The sequence below is a fragment of the Microcoleus sp. Pol10D4 genome (genome assembly GCF_036701555.1).
GTDB lineage: Bacteria > Cyanobacteriota > Cyanobacteriia > Cyanobacteriales > Microcoleaceae > Microcoleus.
This window is the reverse complement of sequence record NZ_JAUBRA010000099.1, coordinates 1-16,758: the sequence shown is the minus strand read 5'-3', so window position 1 is coordinate 16,758 and position 16,758 is coordinate 1. Positions and strand designations below refer to the sequence as shown.

The 16,758-nt window shown below is 44.1% G+C and carries 17 protein-coding genes; 9 read left to right on the top strand and 8 right to left on the bottom strand.

The features are described from left to right. Positions 1 to 74: 74 nt before the first annotated feature. On the bottom strand, positions 75 to 1,061 hold the full coding sequence (locus QUA36_RS29010) for a calcium-binding protein (protein WP_333459904.1): 987 nt from the start codon (positions 1,059 to 1,061) through the stop codon (positions 75 to 77). Between the two features lie 168 nt (positions 1,062 to 1,229). After that, positions 1,230 to 2,213, bottom strand: a complete 984-nt coding sequence (locus QUA36_RS29005; protein WP_333459903.1) for a calcium-binding protein — start codon at positions 2,211 to 2,213, stop codon at positions 1,230 to 1,232. Positions 2,214 to 2,747: 534 nt separating this feature from the next. Here QUA36_RS29005 and QUA36_RS29000 point away from each other — a divergent pair. Together QUA36_RS29000 and QUA36_RS28995 are read left to right on the top strand one after the other, a co-directional pair. Then, positions 2,748 to 6,743 (top strand): magnesium chelatase subunit H, encoded by a 3,996-nt coding sequence (locus QUA36_RS29000; protein WP_333210071.1) that lies wholly within the window; start codon positions 2,748 to 2,750, stop codon positions 6,741 to 6,743. 164 nt (positions 6,744 to 6,907) lie between these two features. Then, entirely contained in the window at positions 6,908 to 7,483 is a 576-nt protein-coding gene (locus QUA36_RS28995) for a Uma2 family endonuclease (RefSeq protein ID WP_333459902.1), read from the top strand. Between the two features lie 88 nt (positions 7,484 to 7,571). On the opposite strand, the gene QUA36_RS28990 is transcribed toward QUA36_RS28995, so the two are convergent. Beyond that, positions 7,572 to 8,948 (bottom strand): ATP-binding protein, encoded by a 1,377-nt coding sequence (locus QUA36_RS28990; protein ID WP_333459901.1) that lies wholly within the window; start codon positions 8,946 to 8,948, stop codon positions 7,572 to 7,574. Positions 8,949 to 9,246: 298 nt separating this feature from the next. On the opposite strand from QUA36_RS28990, the gene QUA36_RS28985 reads away from it, so the two are divergent. Continuing rightward, positions 9,247 to 9,549: a hypothetical protein gene (locus tag QUA36_RS28985; RefSeq protein WP_333243924.1), complete on the top strand. Its 303-nt coding sequence runs from the start codon at positions 9,247 to 9,249 to the stop codon at positions 9,547 to 9,549. Positions 9,550 to 9,840: 291 nt separating this feature from the next. Further along, the gene (locus QUA36_RS28980; RefSeq protein WP_333243927.1) at positions 9,841 to 10,371 is read left to right on the top strand and encodes a hypothetical protein; all 531 of its coding nucleotides are present in this window, start codon (positions 9,841 to 9,843) and stop codon (positions 10,369 to 10,371) included. On the opposite strand, the gene QUA36_RS28975 is transcribed toward QUA36_RS28980, so the two are convergent. Together QUA36_RS28975 and QUA36_RS28970 are read right to left on the bottom strand one after the other, a co-directional pair. After that, positions 10,368 to 10,598: a hypothetical protein gene (locus QUA36_RS28975; protein ID WP_333459900.1), complete on the bottom strand. Its 231-nt coding sequence runs from the start codon at positions 10,596 to 10,598 to the stop codon at positions 10,368 to 10,370. The two genes, QUA36_RS28980 and QUA36_RS28975, sit on opposite strands and share 4 nt — an antisense overlap. A 101-nt stretch (positions 10,599 to 10,699) precedes the next feature. After that, a complete protein-coding gene (locus tag QUA36_RS28970) occupies positions 10,700 to 10,921 on the bottom strand; it encodes a hypothetical protein (protein ID WP_333371571.1) in 222 nt (73 codons plus the stop codon). 138 nt (positions 10,922 to 11,059) lie between these two features. Here QUA36_RS28970 and QUA36_RS28965 point away from each other — a divergent pair, with 138 nt between their 5' ends. Continuing rightward, complete coding sequence (locus tag QUA36_RS28965) at positions 11,060 to 11,344, top strand: BrnT family toxin (protein WP_332945908.1); 285 nt, start codon at positions 11,060 to 11,062, stop codon at positions 11,342 to 11,344. After that, complete coding sequence (locus tag QUA36_RS28960) at positions 11,319 to 11,576, top strand: BrnA antitoxin family protein (protein ID WP_333166088.1); 258 nt, start codon at positions 11,319 to 11,321, stop codon at positions 11,574 to 11,576. Before QUA36_RS28965 ends, QUA36_RS28960 begins: the two co-directional genes overlap by 26 nt. A gap of 38 nt (positions 11,577 to 11,614) precedes the next feature. Here QUA36_RS28960 and QUA36_RS28955 read toward each other — a convergent pair whose 3' ends face one another. The 3 genes from QUA36_RS28955 to QUA36_RS28945 form a co-directional block, all read right to left on the bottom strand. Continuing rightward, the gene (locus tag QUA36_RS28955; protein ID WP_333454791.1) at positions 11,615 to 11,911 is read right to left on the bottom strand and encodes a type II toxin-antitoxin system RelE/ParE family toxin; all 297 of its coding nucleotides are present in this window, start codon (positions 11,909 to 11,911) and stop codon (positions 11,615 to 11,617) included. Next, entirely contained in the window at positions 11,886 to 12,116 is a 231-nt protein-coding gene (locus QUA36_RS28950; RefSeq protein WP_333314250.1) for a hypothetical protein, read from the bottom strand. Before QUA36_RS28950 ends, QUA36_RS28955 begins: the two co-directional genes overlap by 26 nt. A 188-nt stretch (positions 12,117 to 12,304) precedes the next feature. Then, positions 12,305 to 13,516 carry a glycosyltransferase family 2 protein gene (locus QUA36_RS28945; protein WP_333371573.1) on the bottom strand — a complete coding sequence of 404 codons (1,212 nt, stop codon included), beginning with the start codon at positions 13,514 to 13,516 and terminating at the stop codon, positions 12,305 to 12,307. Between the two features lie 123 nt (positions 13,517 to 13,639). Here QUA36_RS28945 and QUA36_RS28940 point away from each other — a divergent pair, with 123 nt between their 5' ends. The 3 genes from QUA36_RS28940 to glcD all read left to right on the top strand — a co-directional run bounded on the left by QUA36_RS28940 (position 13,640) and on the right by glcD (position 16,554). Then, positions 13,640 to 14,032 carry a transporter gene (locus tag QUA36_RS28940; protein WP_333459899.1) on the top strand — a complete coding sequence of 131 codons (393 nt, stop codon included), beginning with the start codon at positions 13,640 to 13,642 and terminating at the stop codon, positions 14,030 to 14,032. Positions 14,033 to 14,124: 92 nt separating this feature from the next. After that, a complete protein-coding gene (locus QUA36_RS28935) occupies positions 14,125 to 15,009 on the top strand; it encodes a DUF6671 family protein (RefSeq protein WP_333459898.1) in 885 nt (294 codons plus the stop codon). Positions 15,010 to 15,078: 69 nt separating this feature from the next. Further along, positions 15,079 to 16,554 (top strand): glycolate oxidase subunit GlcD, encoded by a 1,476-nt coding sequence (gene glcD / locus QUA36_RS28930; RefSeq protein WP_333459897.1) that lies wholly within the window; start codon positions 15,079 to 15,081, stop codon positions 16,552 to 16,554. The last annotated feature ends 204 nt before the right edge of the window (positions 16,555 to 16,758 follow it).

The window sequence follows — 16,758 nt, the reverse complement described above, 5'->3', positions numbered from 1 at the left end:
ATGACTAATGACTAATGACTAATGACTAATGACTAATGACTAATGACTAATGACTAATGACTAATGACCAATGACTATCCAATCAAGAAAGTACCGTTACCGTTAGATTGTTGGAAGCTCAAATTCAAACTAGCTCCTCCTTCAATCACGCCGAGCACAAATTCAAAAGCCTCGATTGATAAATTGTTGCCAATGGGAATCAAGTCGTAGCTGGTTAAAGAAGTTCCTTGCAGTAGAATCAAGTCCTGTCCTGCTTTGAAGTTCCGAATAGTAGCTTCACCGTTACCCAAATAGAGCGGGAACGAGCTGAAATTCCCGCCTGTAGGAAGAGGAGGTGTGAGTACGAATGTATCAACTCCCGGGCCACCAATCAAGACATCAAACTCATTGAGTCCAGAGCTTTCAAACTGCCGATTGCCTCGGGGATCGATACCTACATCCACTCCAATCAGTTCCGTATTCCCCACGCCAATACCTGTGATAACATCGTTGCCGGAAGTTCCGACAAAAGTAGCAGACCGGCTTGGCTCATTTTTACCAAAATTGAAGTAGTGTTCCCGGCCCGTTCTCAAGGCTCCAGAGTTGACAAAGGGTACAATGTCAGGGTTTTTCTTTAAGTATTCGGGTTCAAAAAAAGAAGTCCCAAACCGACCTTCTTTGACGCCGAATTGAATGAAATGCTGGTATCCAGATTTGAAAGTTCCGTTCAGAACGAAAGGACGAAGGTCTGAATTATTTGCTAAATAAAAATTTTCGTTGTACTCAGGCGATACTTGGGTGTGGCGAGTTCCTTCATCGTAACCGAACTGAATAAAGTGATCTAAGCCTGTAGCAAAAGGAGCGTTTGGATTGCTAGGAGTGCGGACAAAGGGTTGGAGGTCTGGATTTCCCTCAAGGTAAGTATCTTCGTCAAAATACCGCGATATTTTGGTGAGGCCGGCTGCTTGACCAAATTTTTCAAAGTGTTCTCTTCCAGATTTGATGATTCCTGCATCAATGGCCGGTTTCAGCCACGGATATTGCGAAAGGTAGTATTGTTCGTCGAAAATATCGTAATTCATCGTTGCTGTTTTAATAATGTAAAGTACGATCGTACTTTTTTATAGAACCATCGCCCACCACCAATAAAAAATCATTAATCATCAGCATTAGCTAATGACTAATGACTAATGACTAATGACTAATGACTAATGACCAATGACTAATGACTAATGACCAATGACCAATGACTATCCAATCAAGAAAGTACCGTTACCATTAGATTCTTGGAAAGTCAAACCCAAGGTTGCTCCTCCTTCAATCACGCCGAGCACATCTCCAAAACGCTGGATTGACAAATTGTTGCCAACCGGAGTCAGGCTGTAGCCGTTTAAAGAAGTTCCTTGCAGTTGGATAAAATCGCTTTCGATGTCGAAGTTGCGAATCGTAGCTTGACCGTTACCCAAATACAGCGGTGTCGGGGTGACATTCCCGGCTGTAGGAGGAACTCCGAGTACAAATGTATTAGTTCCTGGTGCACCAATTAGGACATCGAATTCATTGGTGCCAAAGCTTTCATATTGCCGGTTGCCTTGGGGATCTATTCCTACTTCCACTCCCACAAGTTCGACATCGCCCACGCCAACACCAGTTAAAACATCGTTGGTACGGGTGCCGACAAAAGTCGCGTCGCGGGCCGGCTCAAATTGTCCAAAATTGAAGAAGTGTTCGCGGCCGGTTCTCAAGTTTCCAGAGTTGACAAACGGCACGATGTCGGGATTTTCTTTTAAGTATTCCGGCTCAAAAAATGAAGTCCCAAACCGACCTTCTTTGGACCCGAATTGAATGAAATGGTCGAAGCCGGATTTGAAAGTTCCGTTTTGAATAAACGGTTGAAGTTCAGAGTTGTTTGCTAAATAAAAGCTTTCGTTGTATTCGGGTGATACTTGGGTGCGGCGCTGTCCTTCATCGTAACCGAACTGGATAAAGTGATCGAGGCCTGTCGCAAAAGGTGCGTTTGGGTTGACTGTACGGACGAAGGGTGCGAGGTCTGGATTCCCAGCAAGGTAAGCATTTTCGTCAAAATAACGCGATACTTTAGTTAGACCGCCTTCTCGCCCAAATTTTTCAAAGTGCTCTCTCCCAGATGAGATGACTCCTGCGTCAATGGCTGGTTTGACCCAAGGATATGAGGCGAGGTAGAATTGTTCGTCGAAAATTGCGTAGTTAGCCATGTTTTCCCCCTAAAGTTTTGATGAGTTTGAGATTCTATAGCAATTAGTTTTCCATGAACTCGATCGCCGATCAGGAATTTACACAAAACAGACTTTATGAAATGGTTTTAAGTTCCTGGTAAAATATCAATTTTTGTGACTCAGCAATTATCGAAGGCTCGATTCTGCCTTCCGAAATTATGCCTTTTTCCCCTCAGTTAATTGAGCGATCGCCAGTTTTATCAATTCTACAAAACTTGGAACTTTTTTCAGGATTTCTTTCTTACTCGTTGGTTAATTTTTAATTATTTTTATCCAATCCATTAATCGTATGCACAAAATATATATTTTGTCAAGTAAATTTATGTAAATAAAATATGGAGTATTTGCTCAAGGAATTTATAAAAAAATGTAACGAAAAGTTGACCTAAATTTGTCGAATTGTGTCATGTGCAGGCTCAAATCGCCTAATGGCAAGCGTTTTCTGGTAAAAATGCTTATGGGATAAAAAAATTCCCGATTCGCGAAAACAGCATCTTAAAGGAGCCTAACCGGATGTTCACTCACGTCAAGCCCACCATTCGCCACGTCGTGCCGGAAAACTTGCAAGGGCGATCGCTCATGAAGGTGGTCTATGTCGTACTGGAACCGCAGTATCAAAGCGCCCTGTCGGCAGCGGTTCGATCGATAAACCAGAAAAATCCGAATTTGGCAATAGAAATCAGTGGCTACCTGATCGAGGAACTCCGCAGCCCGGAAAATTACGAAGCCTTCAAGCGGGATGTGGCGGATGCCAATGTATTTATTGCTTCTCTAATTTTCATCGAAGATTTGGCAGAAAAAGTGGTATCGGCGGTGGAACCGCTGCGCGACAGCTTGGATGTCGCCGTCGTCTTCCCGTCGATGCCAGGGGTGATGCGACTCAATAAAATGGGCAGTTTCTCGATGGCACAGTTGGGACAAAGCAAAAGTGCGATCGGCGAATTCATGAAAAAACGGAAGGAAAAATCCGGGAGTTCCTTCCAAGACGGAATGCTGAAACTGCTGCAAACTTTGCCGAAAGTGCTGAAATATTTGCCGATCGACAAAGCCCAAGATGCGCGCAACTTCATGCTGAGTTTCCAGTATTGGCTGGGCGGTTCCCAAGAAAACTTGGAAAACTTCTTGCTGATGCTGTCACATAAATATGTCTTCAAAGGCCAGTCACAGCCGACTTTCCAAGAACCTGTTGTCTACCCAGACATGGGAATTTGGCATCCTTTGGCATCGTCGATGTTTGAAGATGTAAAAGCATATCTGACTTGGTTTAATGCCCGTACAGATATTTCTGCGGATCTCAAAGATCCCCTCGCACCTTGCATTGGTTTAGTGTTGCAACGCACTCACTTAGTCACGGGAGATGACGCGCACTATGTAGCAATGGTGCAGGAATTGGAGGCAATGGGGGCGCGGGTGGTGCCGATTTTTGCCGGCGGTTTGGACTTCTCTAAACCTGTGGAGACTTTTTTCTTGGAAGTCGGGGCAAAAGGTGTGACACCTCTGCCGATTGTTGATGCGGTGGTTTCTCTGACTGGTTTTGCTTTGGTGGGCGGCCCGGCGAAACAAGATCACCCGAAGGCGATCGAATCTTTGAAAAAATTAAATTGCCCTTACATGGTGGCTTTGCCGCTGGTTTTCCAAACGACAGAAGAATGGGAAGATAGCGATTTAGGCTTGCACCCGATTCAAGTTGCGTTGCAAGTTGCGATTCCTGAGTTGGATGGTGCGATCGAACCGATTATTGTGTCGGGACGTGATGGCGCAACTGGCAAGGCGATCGCCCTGCAAGATAGAATCGAAGCAATTTCCCAGCGCGCTATGAAATGGGCAATGCTGCGCCGCAAACCCAAATTAGATAAAAAAGTTGCGATCACAGTTTTCAGTTTTCCTCCTGATAAAGGCAACGTCGGAACAGCCGCTTACTTGGACGTTTTCGGCTCGATTTACGAAGTATTGAAAGCCTTAAAAGGTAACGGTTACGACTTGCCAGAATTACCGGATTCCGCCGAAAAACTGATGCAAGAAGTCATTCATGACGCAACAGCCCAATACCAAAGTCCCGAATTAAATATTGCTTACCGGATGTCCGTAGCTGAATACGAAGAATTCACTCCTTATTCGGAAAGGTTGCAAGAAAATTGGGGGCCACCTCCGGGACATTTGAACAGCGACGGACAAAATTTGCTGATTTTTGGCAAACATTTTGGCAATGTGTTTATCGGAGTGCAACCTACTTTTGGATACGAAGGCGATCCGATGCGGTTGTTATTCTCTCGTTCTGCCAGTCCCCACCACGGTTTTGCTGCTTACTATACATATTTGGAGCGCATTTGGGGTGCGGATGCGGTGCTGCACTTTGGCACTCACGGTTCCCTGGAATTCATGCCCGGTAAGCAGATGGGAATGTCTGTCGATTGTTATCCTGACAGTTTGATCGGCAAGATTCCTAACCTCTATTATTACGCTGCTAATAATCCTAGTGAGGCAACAATTGCTAAGCGCCGCAGTTATGCTGAAACAATCAGTTATCTGACTCCTCCGGCTGAAAATGCTGGGTTGTACAAAGGTTTGCAGGAACTCAGCGAGTTAATTGCTTCTTATCAAACTTTGAAAGAGACTGGGCGCGGTGTGCCGATTGTGGATGCGATCGTCGAAAAATGCCGTTTGGTAAATTTGGATAAGGATATCGCGTTACCTCCCGAACAAGAACGAGGGGTTGCTGCGGATATGACTGCCGAGGAACGGGATAATTTAGTTGGCTTGGTTTACCGCAAGTTGATGGAGATTGAGTCGCGGTTGTTACCTTGCGGTTTGCACGTGATCGGTAAGCCGCCGACTGCTGAAGAGGCGATCGCAACTTTGGTTAACATTGCCAATTTAGACCGGGAAGAAGACGGATTAATCAGTTTGTCGCGGATTATTGCTCAAAGTCTCGATCGCAATATTGACGATATCTACACCAACAACGACAAAGGCATTTTAGCAGATGTTGAATTGTTACAAAACATCACCTTAGCCTGTCGGGATGCTGTTGGCGCTTTGGTGAAGGAACAAACCGATGCTGAGGGTCGAGTTTCCCTGGTTTCCAAGTTGAATTTCTTCAACATGGGCAAGAAAACACCTTGGATTGAATCCTTACACGCAGCGGGTTACAAAAAGGTCGATCCAGAACTGATTAAACCGCTGTTTGAGTATCTAGAATTCTGCTTGCAGCAAGTTTGCGCCGATAACGAATTGGGCGCATTATTGCGCGCCCTAGAAGGCGAATACATTATCCCTGGCCCAGGCGGCGATCCGATTCGCAACCCGGATGTTTTGCCGACTGGGAAGAATATGCACGCTTTGGACCCGCAGTCAATCCCCACCACAGGGGCGATCAAGTCTGCTAAGGTTGTAGTCGATCGGCTATTAGAAAGACAGCGCGTTGATAACGGCGGAAATTACCCAGAAACCATCGCCGTTGTCTTGTGGGGAACCGACAACATCAAGACTTACGGCGAATCCCTCGCCCAAGTAATGTGGATGGTGGGAGTGAAGCCAGTTCCCGACGCTTTGGGCCGGGTAAACAAACTCGAATTGCTTTCTTTAGAAGAGTTGGGACGCCCTCGGATCGACGTAGTAATTAACTGTTCCGGCGTATTCCGCGACTTGTTCATCAACCAAATGAATTTGTTAGATAAAGCCGTGAAAATGGCAGCGGAAGCCGACGAACCGTTAGAGATGAACTTCGTCCGCAAACACGCCCTGAAGCAAGCGGAAGAAATGGGAATTAACCTGCGACAAGCAGCAACCCGGGTATTTTCTAATGCCTCTGGTTCCTATTCATCTAACGTCAACTTGGCGGTGGAAAACAGCACTTGGGAAAGCGAAGCCGAGTTGCAGGAAATGTACTTAACCCGCAAATCCTTCGCCTTTTCTTCCGACAATCCCGGAACAATGGAACAAGACCGGAAGATTTTTGAATCATCCTTGAAAACTGCGGAAGTCACCTTCCAGAACTTGGATTCTGCGGAGATTTCCCTAACCGACGTGTCGCACTATTTCGACTCCGACCCGACTAAATTGATCGGCAGTTTGCGCGCAGATGGGAAGAAACCGGCATCATTTGTTGCTGATACAACTACAGCCAACGCGCAGGTGCGGACGCTATCAGAAACCGTGCGTTTAGATTCGCGGACTAAGCTGCTGAATCCGAAGTGGTACGAAGGGATGTTGTCGCACGGTTATGAAGGCGTGCGGGAGATTTCTAAGCGTCTGGTGAATACGACTGGATGGAGTGCGACTGCGGGCGCTGTGGATAATTGGGTGTATGAGGATGTCAACACTACGTTTATCCAAGATGAGGAGATGCAGAAGCGTTTGCTTAACTTAAATCCTCATTCTTTCCGCAAGATTGTCAGCACTTTGCTTGAGGTGAATGGCCGGGGTTATTGGGAAACTTCGGAGAACAATTTGGATCGTCTGCGTGAACTTTATCAGGAGGTGGAAGACCGGATAGAGGGGGTAGAATAAACCTCCGAATTTCGGACGATAGCCTTTAATCTGTAGGGACACAGCAATGCTGTGTCCTTATATTTTTGGGAGGGTTTTGATGAGTAGGAAGCGATCGCCCTCGCAACTCACTCGATATGCTACAATCGCCAATAAAGGTCGTTTAGCCGCGATAAAATACCGCTATGACTACCCTCACCCTCAACCTCAACCCAATTATCAAGCTGACAGACGAGCAGTTTTTCCAACTCTGTCAGGAGAATGAAAATATTAGATTGGAACGCACAGCTAAGGGAGAATTAATTATCATGTCACCAGCAGGAGGAGAAACTAGCAACAGCAATGCAGGATTAACTGCACAAATTTGGATTTGGAATCAGCGAAATAAACTGGGTAAAGTTTTTGATTCCTCTGGCGGTTTTAAACTTCCCAATGGTGCAAATAGAGCGCCTGATGCTTGTTGGGTAAAGCTAGAACGTTGGGATGCACTAACTCCCGAACAACAAAAGAAATTTCCGCCCATTTGTCCAGATTTTGTCGTCGAGTTAATGTCTCCCAGCGATTCTTTGAAAGAAACTCAGGATAAGATGAAAGAGTATCGAGACAACGGTGCGATTTTGGGTTGGTTAATTAACCGCAAATCGCGACAAGTGGAGATTTATCGTCCGAATCAAGAAGTTGAAGTTTTACAATCTCCAGCCACTGTATCAGGTGAAGATGTTCTCCCCGGATTTATTTTGAATCTTGAGTCGATTTGGTAAAGTGCGATCGTACCTGTCCGATACAGTAAAACGGTAGGGAAACGGCAGTGCCGTGTCCTAGGGATACGGAAACGGCACTGCCGTTTCCCTACGTCTGAGTTTTTACATACTGTTTCACCACTGAATTCAAACTAAACAAAGTTATCTGTTCCTGTTCCTGCGTATCCAATAAAAACCGATTTCCAAGAGATCGCACTGCATTGACTATTTCTGACGGCGAAAATGGTATTTTGTTGAAAATTTGCGACACAGCAACGGGTTCAGGTTGATTAGCTAGGTGAACCATAACTGCCAATTCTGCCGCAGTCAAACGCCCAAAAGGTTGAGATAACTGAGATTGCAACCCTTCATCTAAAATCGGCATTTCGCACTGCAAAAACTCCGCAACTCTCCCCCCGAACAACTCTTGAATCAGCGTTGCAGTGAACTCCAACCACAGAGGATTGCCTTGATAAATATCAATCAAAGTTTCCCATGTTTCCTGATCGGATAACTTTTGTGAGTTCAAAATCTCTTTAGCTGCGACTCCTAAACTTCCCAATACAAAACATCGCACGGGATGATTATCTTTTGATAATCTGGCAATTTCTCTGGGTTTTTCCCAACTATTCAATATCAAACAACTTTGATGACAAACTTCGGCAATTAGTTTAAAAAATAACTGATAATCTTCATATCCAGTTTTATATTGTCCCGCTAGTTGTCCGCTGCCCCAAAGCATCTGTACATCATCGAGGACAATCAGACATCGGTATTTTCGCAGGTAATCGAGGATTTGGGAAATTTTGGTTTCGATGCTTTGGGGAATTTCTGATTGTTGGGAGAAGATTTGCAGCAGGTTGGTGAGGGTTGCGTCTAGGGTTGGGGAAAAGCGGAGGCTGCGATAGATGACGTAATCGAATTGGGTTTTGATGCGATCGATCAGGCTTAGGGAGAGGGTTGTTTTGCCGATGCCGCTGATTCCGAGGAGTGCGATCAGGCGTGTGTGTTCCTGTGTTATCCAGTTTTCGAGGGTGGAGAGTTCGGAAGTGCGATCGAAAAAGGTGAATATTTCCGGTGCGTCACCTAAGTCTATGTGGGGTTGGGTTGGGGTTTGTTGGGGGTTTTGGGGAGAGGAGGGCGATCGCACCTTTCTTTGACAAAAGTTTACATGATTATTAACTGTTACATTTTCGCTTCCGATAGTTGTTGGTGAAAAATTAGTGTAAAACTTTGCCCTTTCCAGTATCGCTTTAACATTTACTCTACTAACATCTTCCTCGAAGACATCTGATAGTATCTTCCATAGTTCATAAGCAGCAACCCTAACATAACCCTCGCTGCGATCGCAGTCTTGCGCTATCTTTGCATATTTCCGACCTTGACATACTTCTTTTAATATAGTCTCTTGCAGGTCGTCTAAGTGCTTCCCTGTTTTAGAAAAAACTTTTTCGTCGGCAAATCTTAAGACTTCATTAAGCTCCATAGATCGCGTTTGGGGTAATTTTTACTGATTTTAACTTATTTTTTCTAATATTTTAGATAACATTATCTAACTTTTTATAACTTTTTATAATACGGTCAAGTAAGCGATCGGGCAAAGTGGTCATTGTATGATTTTTTTAGCAAAGGTTGGTTGCACTGGACTTGACCATGCTACATCAGCCCAGTTGATATTTCGGAAATTTGCGATCGGGTGTATGAAGTAAGTCCCGATAATTCCGATATTGTCAGACTAATTACCATACCATACTCAGCATTACGGAAACCAATCAAGAGGTAATATGCCTAAAACCCATACTGGCAATATGCTTGCCATTCATGATGTTGATTCTAGGAAAGTCAAGGAAATGGTTCAGCACCTAATGAGTAAGAAAAGTTACTGTTTTCCGTCTATTAAAGTTCGGAGAACTAAAGATAATTTGCTGGTTGTAATCGATGGTGTACATCGGGCTGTTGCTTCTTGTGTTATTAATATCCCGGCTGATTATGACGAAGTTAGAGAAAATGAGTTATTAAATGATTCAGATATCGATAGGCGTAACCTATATTTGATATCTAAGTTGGCTAATAATTGCAAGGCTTAAATACTTAATTATAGCGTATATCTAACGGGATGGGATCGCTCTCTCGAATCTACTATACGCTATTGGAAAGAAAGGGAGAGGGTGCAGGGGGCGATCGCTGCGGGAGTACCAAAATTGGGATTTGTCGGTTCAAGAAAGATCAATCAGTACACTGAAAGGGTAATTTACAAATGCTATGACTGCAAGCAACAAACCTCTATTGATACTGATTCGCCACCGTAAATGCTTGCTTGAGTAATTTGACTTTAACCCATTGTACATAAATACACACATACAACAAGAGACAATCAAATGTCATTAGAGCAATGGAAAAATGTTGATATATTCAATCCTCATGTCCAGTGGCAGAACGATCTGGCACTTAGACTCGTCGATACTTGCGAAACTATTGTTGGACGCCGGGGTGAAACAGGAATAGACCGTTTGGACTATGAGTTCCAAGGTAAATTTTACTTGGAAGATAGAGGCTACTACAAAGATAACGTTGTTATTATTAGTCTGAACAACAAATATAGGGAAATTTATTCTACAAAAATTGAGAATTGGGATAACGGTATTACAGTTACATTAGTATCTTCTAAAAAAGTTGTTTTATCAGCTACAAAAAGTAGGGTTGAATACGGAGATCCTGTTACCCACGGATTTACTTCCTCTACAAATATTATCAAAAGCTGTAACTTGTCGGTTTTTTTGATCGGTTCTTGGCTCGATCATATTGAATTTTTGAGGCTCATGGATGAACAATATCTAAAACAGCAAAAAGAACAACAAGATAAAAGAGAGGAAGAATATCGTCGTAAAAACTTTGGTAGAATCGATTAGCAATGCTTCAATAGCCTTGGTATGCCAAGTTTTTGATAAACTTCCCCAGGTTCCACGCTACTTTCTCCTGCTTGTTTGCGCTTCATTGACTCTAACAATTTCTGCTTGACTTCTTCCTTAACTTCTAAACCTGCATCAGGATCGCCCAAATATTCTTCTAAACACTGTTCCACGGTATGCCGAATTAAGTCCCGCAATTGGTCAACTGTCATGTCTTTGACTTGCATCTTAATCTCCTAGTCTGTGGGATTATCAATAAATAATAGCAACTTTAGTATTGAACAAATGAATCAGGATGTTGGTATCGAGAAGATATTTATTAATCATCCTATTCTTCTCTAAGTTGCAACTGGAATTCCAAAGCATCCACACGATACGGCAAAAAACCTCGCCATCTCTTTAAATTTTTCCTGGGCAATCTTTCACTGCTACCCTCAGTCTGGGTTGTTACCCGATCGCGCATCAAAGCTGACAATACTTCTAAAAGCTGCTGTTGCTCGTCAGGAGTAAGATTTTGAGCCTGACTCAGTACCTCGCTATAAGTAGACATAGGCTTTATGTTGAGATTTTTTGGCTGATTGTTATTATAGCAATTTAGTATCGAGGGAAGTACGATCGCCCTTATCTTCCCAAAGTACGATCCGGTTATGCTATATTATAAGTAGATACGTTTTGTATATACACTATCATGCAGTTTGAATGGGATGAAAATAAAAACGCCCAAAACCTCAAAAAACATGGCATTAGCTTTGAAGAAGCTCAAGAAATCTTTGACGGAATCGTTTTTAATGCCATTGATGAGCGTTTCGACTACGGAGAAATCCGAGAAATCAGTATTGGTGCCATACAAGGTGTCGTTATCGTTACCGTAGCGCATACTGAAAGAAATGGAGCTATCCGCATCATCTCTGCAAGAAAAGCCACTCGTCAAGAAAAAAATACCTACTATGACTATCTCGCGCAAACGACTTGAAGAATTAGAAAATATTCCAGAATCTGCGATCGATACCTCTGATATTCCTGAATTAGATGCGAATTTTTGGGCAAAAGCAAAACTCGTAACACCACTGACAAAACAAGCTATTTCTTTAAGAGTTGATAGCGATGTATTAGATTGGTTTAAAAGCCAAGGAAAAGGTTATCAATCTCTAATGAATGCTGTGCTGCGCTCTTATGTTGAACATCACATAAAAAGCAGTGAATAAATAAATGTACGATCGCCCTTATCTTCCCAAGGTGCGCCCTAATACACTTCACGACGATGAGCAATAACAGTCACAACCACACGCTTTTGCTCATCATCAATGTCACAAACTACCCGATAATCTCCAACGCGATAGCGATAGTATCCAGCTAATTCGCCTTTGAGTTGCTTAATATTTGGATGACTGCGAGGGTCAGTTTTCAACATCTCAAAACATCTATCTAGCTTGCGTTGTAAAGAAGCTGATGCTTCTTCAAAAAACTCCTGAGCATCAAAGCTAAGAACGACTGAATAAAACTTTAGACTTTCATCAGTATTTTCGTTTGAGTTGCTCAACTGAAGTCACCTTACCTGCTGCTACATCTTTTTGGGCTTTATTAAATACTTCAAGAAAACCGGGAATTTTTAATAATTCCACCGTAGCTTCATTGCTTTCACGTTCTGCTAAATAAGCTAAGAAATCAGCCACAACGATCAGCCGTTCAGGAGATAAGCGATCTATGGATTGCTTAAGATTCTGGCGAAGTTCTTGAGTTTTCATAGTTCATAGCTATTGAAAATTATTAGAGCTGGCTGTTTGATTATACCAGATAGTCTGAAATTTGGCTCCTGCGGCCCTGATTTTCCCTGCATTGCGATCGCCCCGATATTGCCTGCAGTGCGATCGCCCTGAGCTTCCTCTGCATGGCAATTTAGTTTTGAGGAATGTTGGCAGTAAATTTAATGTTATTACCTACGCTTCAACCCCAGCACGCTGAGAAAAAAGCTCGACAAAACCATCTGCAAACCAACAGTCAGGCAAGTGAGCGAGGGAATAACCAAACGCAGAGTTTTAGAAGGATCGAGAGAACCGAAAGCAGTTTTGCTCCAGATAGTTAATGATAGGAACGAGCCAAATATTCCGATTAAAATCAGCGTGACTCCGACAATCAATCCTGTCTCTAGGGTGACATAGCGAAATATTTTGTTGAGTTTGGGGTCTTCTGGCAGGAATTTCTCGCTGATGGCAAAAATCTTGGTGAAAAAAGCAAAAGTTATTGCTTGAAAACCGATAATAATTGCGATCGCACCATAAAGCAGCGTGTGTACATCAAAGCTGATACTCCCAATCTTTTGAGTACCGGGTAACAGCCAAATGCTAACAATTAGACCCCAAATCATCAGCGCAGTACCCGGATACAAAAACAGCCACCGAGGACTGTAAAGCAGCAAAAATCGCAGGTGCCGCCAGCCATCTCGCCAAGTTCGCAAGTGCGGCGGGCGGCTGCGGCCGTCGGGAGAAAGTACCGTTGGGATTTCAGTTATCCGCAGCTTGTACACAGAGGCCTTGACCACCATTTCGCTAGCAAATTCCATCCCCGTCGTTTGCAAGTCGAGTTTCAAAATTGAGTCTCTCCTAAAACCCCTGAGTCCGCAGTGAAAATCGCCGACGGGACTTGCAAAAAATAACCGCCCAACCCATGTCAGCACCGGATTTCCTAAATATTTGTGCAGCGGCGGCATTGCACCCGGTTTGATTCCCCCTTGAAAGCGGTTTCCCATTACTAAGTCGAAACCTTCTCGCAATTTGTTGACAAAAAAGCCGAGGTTGGAAAAATTGTAGCTGTCGTCAGCATCGCCCATGATAATATAAACTCCGCGCGCTGCAATGATGCCTCCCATCAGGGCGCTGCCGTAGCCTTTGGCTGCTACGGGCACAACTCTCGCTCCCATTCTGGTAGCGATAGCTTGAGAACCGTCAGTGCTGCCGTTGTCTGCTATGATGACCTCGCCTGCAATATCAAGTTCGCGCAGGGACTTCTGTGCCTTCTCGATGCAGATTTCTAAAGTTTCTGCTTCGTTCAGACAAGGCATGAGTATTGATAGTTCTAGAGTATATTCTCCGTTTGGGTTGGTCTGCTCTGCCATATATTTGTTCGACTCTCGATCGCGATCGACCATACTTGATTTTCCCGTATCTCTGCTTAAAATATTAGTGGTGAATAAAATCTAACAAAACTTAATTAAAGTTTTTCAGGTTTGTGGGAACGGCAATTTTTGATTGTACTATAGGTTAGTAAATTTATGAATAGAAGCGTTTTTATGTTATTGCTTGCTGCAATATTGTGCGGCGTCGCAGGTCAATTTAGTCTGAAGGCAGGAGCTAAAATATTAGGGCCCATTGGCGCTGCTAATTTAATAGAAAAAATTCTAGCAATGGCTACTCAGCCGTTGATTGTAGGCGGTCTTTCTTTGTATGCAATTTCTTCGATCGGCTTTATTGTAGTTTTGTCGCGGGCAAACCTTAGCATAGTCTCGCCTTTACTGTCAATTAGTTATCTGTTTACTGTTTTAGGCGGCAAACTTATATTTCACGAGCCTTTGCCGCCGCTGCGGTTGGTAGGCGTGGGGCTAATTATGACAGGAGTAATTTTTGTACTCAGAGGTCAAGGTGGGGGGGTGACTGGAGGCAACTAGCGATCGCTTTTAAGATTGACGCTTGAGTGCTGAATTGATAACTTAGGTCAAAGGGTATATTTGAGCCTTCTGTTATGAAATGATACTGCTGTATGTCTAATATTTCTGAGCCTGTGAATCCCAATCAATTATTGAGCGATCGTACCGCAGTTCTTGCTACCATGCACCAAAAAGAACGGGTAATGGCTCCCGTTTTGGAACGAGAATTAGGCGTAAACATTATAGTACCTGCGGAGCTTGACACTGACACTTTCGGCACCTTCACCAGAGAAGTTAAACGCTTAGGAACACAAATAGAAGCGGCTCGCCATAAAGCACAAAAAGCCCTAGAAATTGCGGGCGAAACTCTTGCCTTTGCCAGCGAAGGTACTTTCGGCCCTCACCCAATGATGCCGTATATTCCTGCTAACAGAGAAATCGTACTTTTATTAGATCTAGCCAACAATCTAGAACTAATCGGCGAATCTTTGTCGGTAGAAACTAACTACAGTCACCAGTTAATTTCCAGTATAGAAGAAGCAGATGATTTTGCGAAAAAAGCAGGATTTCCCGATCACGCACTGGTAGTTATAGTTGGCGATGCTGCGCTCGGTAACGGCGAAATTGTCAAGGGCATTAGGACAGAAAAACAACTTTTTGACGCTGTGACAGCAGGCTTAAAAAAATCGTCAACCGGCCGAGTTCACATCGAAACAGATATGCGGGCGATGTACAATCCAACTCGGATGAAAAACATTGAAAATGCAACTCTCGATTTAGTTAAAAAATTTAAGCAATTCTGCCCGGAGTGCGGTTGGCCGGGATTCGATATTGCTGAGACGAAAATCGGATTGCCCTGCGGACTTTGCTATTTTCCGACTCAGCTAGTGCGATCGGCAATCTATAAATGCAAAAACTGCGGTTATACTAAAGAAAAACTATTTCCCGACGGTCGAGAGACTGCCGATCCTTCCCTGTGTCAATATTGTAACCCTTAGAAAAATAATTGGCTAAACTTAGTAAAATTTGTAACAATATTATTGATAGTTCCCTAATAAAAATCACTAATGATAGCCATAGAAACAGAACGCAACTGGAAACCCGTTATTAAAGAATTCGAGGCTGTAGTCGGCAAAAATGGCGTCGTACAGCGCCGCGAAGAATTGATTGTCTATGAGTGCGACGGACTCGCTAGCTACCGCCAGCGCCCCGCCCTGGTGGTATTGCCTCGAACTACCGAGGAAGTGGCGCAAGTGGTCAAAATATGCGATCGCAACTCAATTCCCTGGGTAGCTAGAGGCGCAGGAACCGGCCTTTCCGGGGGCGCTTTGCCTGTAGAAAACTGCGTGCTGATTGTCACTGCTTTAATGCGAAAAATCCTGAAAGTAGACTTAGAAAATCAGCAAGTAGTCGTGCAACCGGGAGTAATTAATAACTGGGTAACGCAAGCAGTTAGCGGCGCTGGTTTCTACTACGCGCCAGATCCTTCCAGTCAAATTATTTGTTCGATTGGTGGCAACGTTGCGGAAAATTCTGGCGGGGTTCACTGCCTCAAATACGGAGTCACAACGAATCACGTTTTAGGATTAAAATTGGTACTTCCCGACGGTTCTATTGTCGATGTCGGTGGCGAAATTCCCGAAATGCCCGGTTACGATTTAACTGGTGTATTTGTCGGTTCCGAAGGCACTTTAGGAATCGCCACAGAAGTTACTTTGCGAATTCTCAAAGCGCCGGAATCGATTTGCGTTCTCCTAGCGGATTTTTCCAGTATAGAAGCTGCGGGCGAATCAGTTTCCGATATTATCAGCGCTGGTATTATTCCTGGTGGCATGGAAATCATGGACAACATCAGCATCAATGCTGTAGAAGATGTGGTTGCAACTGGATGTTATCCCCGCGATGCCGCAGCAATTCTCCTCGTAGAAATCGACGGTTTAGAAGTGGAAGTAGCCACAAACAAACAGCGGATAGCTGATATTTGCAAGCATAACGGAGCACGAAATATCACGACAGCAAGCGACCCGGAAACGCGCCTAAAAATTTGGAAAGGGCGGAAAGCTGCTTTTGCGGCGGCGGGTCATTTGAGCCCCGATTATTACGTGCAAGACGGCGTAATTCCCCGAACGCAAATGGCTTATGTTTTGAAAGAAATTGAGGGCTTGAGCGAGAAATACGGTTATCGGATTGCGAATGTATTTCACGCGGGAGATGGTAATTTGCACCCGCTGATTCTGTACGATAACTCGGTAAAAGGTGCGCTGGAAAAGGTGGAAGAATTGGGCGGGGAAATTCTCAGGCTTTGCGTGAAAGTTGGGGGAAGTCTTTCGGGGGAACACGGCATCGGTGCTGACAAGAAGTGTTTTATGCCGGATATGTTTTCGGAGGTTGATTTGGAGACGATGCAGTGGGTGCGTCAGGTGTTTAATCCGAAAGGTTTAGCGAATCCTGGGAAGATGTTTCCGACGCCGAAGACTTGCGGGGAAGCGGCGAGGGCTAAGGTTGAAACTTTTAAGAAGTTGGAGGGTGCGGAGGTTTTTTAATTCGCTTTTTATGCGGGTAATGTGAGCAGAAAAACACCCTGAAGTTGTTTCTAGAATGGGGAGGCAGAGCCTCTAAGGAATCAGAATTAAATAACTTCCACTATTGAAAGTGGGATGGGCGTCCCGCCCGTCCTTTTTGGACGGGCGGGACGCCCATCCCACAATAACAAATAAAATTGTAAGTTATTTAATTAGCGATCCTAA

Excerpts from the sequence above, each read along its gene's own strand:
- QUA36_RS28990 (WP_333459901.1), bottom strand. The coding sequence starts at position 8,948 with ATGGAGCTTAATGAAGTCTTAAGATTTGCCGACGAAAAAGTTTTTTCT.
- QUA36_RS28985 (WP_333243924.1), top strand. The coding sequence starts at position 9,247 with ATGCCTAAAACCCATACTGGCAATATGCTTGCCATTCATGATGTTGAT.
- QUA36_RS29000 (WP_333210071.1), top strand. The coding sequence starts at position 2,748 with ATGTTCACTCACGTCAAGCCCACCATTCGCCACGTCGTGCCGGAAAAC.
- QUA36_RS28945 (WP_333371573.1), bottom strand. The coding sequence starts at position 13,516 with ATGGTCGATCGCGATCGAGAGTCGAACAAATATATGGCAGAGCAGACC.
- QUA36_RS28950 (WP_333314250.1), bottom strand. The coding sequence starts at position 12,116 with ATGAAAACTCAAGAACTTCGCCAGAATCTTAAGCAATCCATAGATCGC.
- QUA36_RS28940 (WP_333459899.1), top strand. The coding sequence starts at position 13,640 with ATGAATAGAAGCGTTTTTATGTTATTGCTTGCTGCAATATTGTGCGGC.
- QUA36_RS28980 (WP_333243927.1), top strand. The coding sequence starts at position 9,841 with ATGTCATTAGAGCAATGGAAAAATGTTGATATATTCAATCCTCATGTC.
- QUA36_RS28995 (WP_333459902.1), top strand. The coding sequence starts at position 6,908 with ATGACTACCCTCACCCTCAACCTCAACCCAATTATCAAGCTGACAGAC.
- QUA36_RS28935 (WP_333459898.1), top strand. The coding sequence starts at position 14,125 with ATGTCTAATATTTCTGAGCCTGTGAATCCCAATCAATTATTGAGCGAT.
- QUA36_RS29010 (WP_333459904.1), bottom strand. The coding sequence starts at position 1,061 with ATGAATTACGATATTTTCGACGAACAATACTACCTTTCGCAATATCCG.
- glcD (WP_333459897.1), top strand. The coding sequence starts at position 15,079 with ATGATAGCCATAGAAACAGAACGCAACTGGAAACCCGTTATTAAAGAA.
- QUA36_RS28975 (WP_333459900.1), bottom strand. The coding sequence starts at position 10,598 with ATGCAAGTCAAAGACATGACAGTTGACCAATTGCGGGACTTAATTCGG.
- QUA36_RS28970 (WP_333371571.1), bottom strand. The coding sequence starts at position 10,921 with ATGTCTACTTATAGCGAGGTACTGAGTCAGGCTCAAAATCTTACTCCT.
- QUA36_RS29005 (WP_333459903.1), bottom strand. The coding sequence starts at position 2,213 with ATGGCTAACTACGCAATTTTCGACGAACAATTCTACCTCGCCTCATAT.
- QUA36_RS28960 (WP_333166088.1), top strand. The coding sequence starts at position 11,319 with ATGACTATCTCGCGCAAACGACTTGAAGAATTAGAAAATATTCCAGAA.
- QUA36_RS28965 (WP_332945908.1), top strand. The coding sequence starts at position 11,060 with ATGCAGTTTGAATGGGATGAAAATAAAAACGCCCAAAACCTCAAAAAA.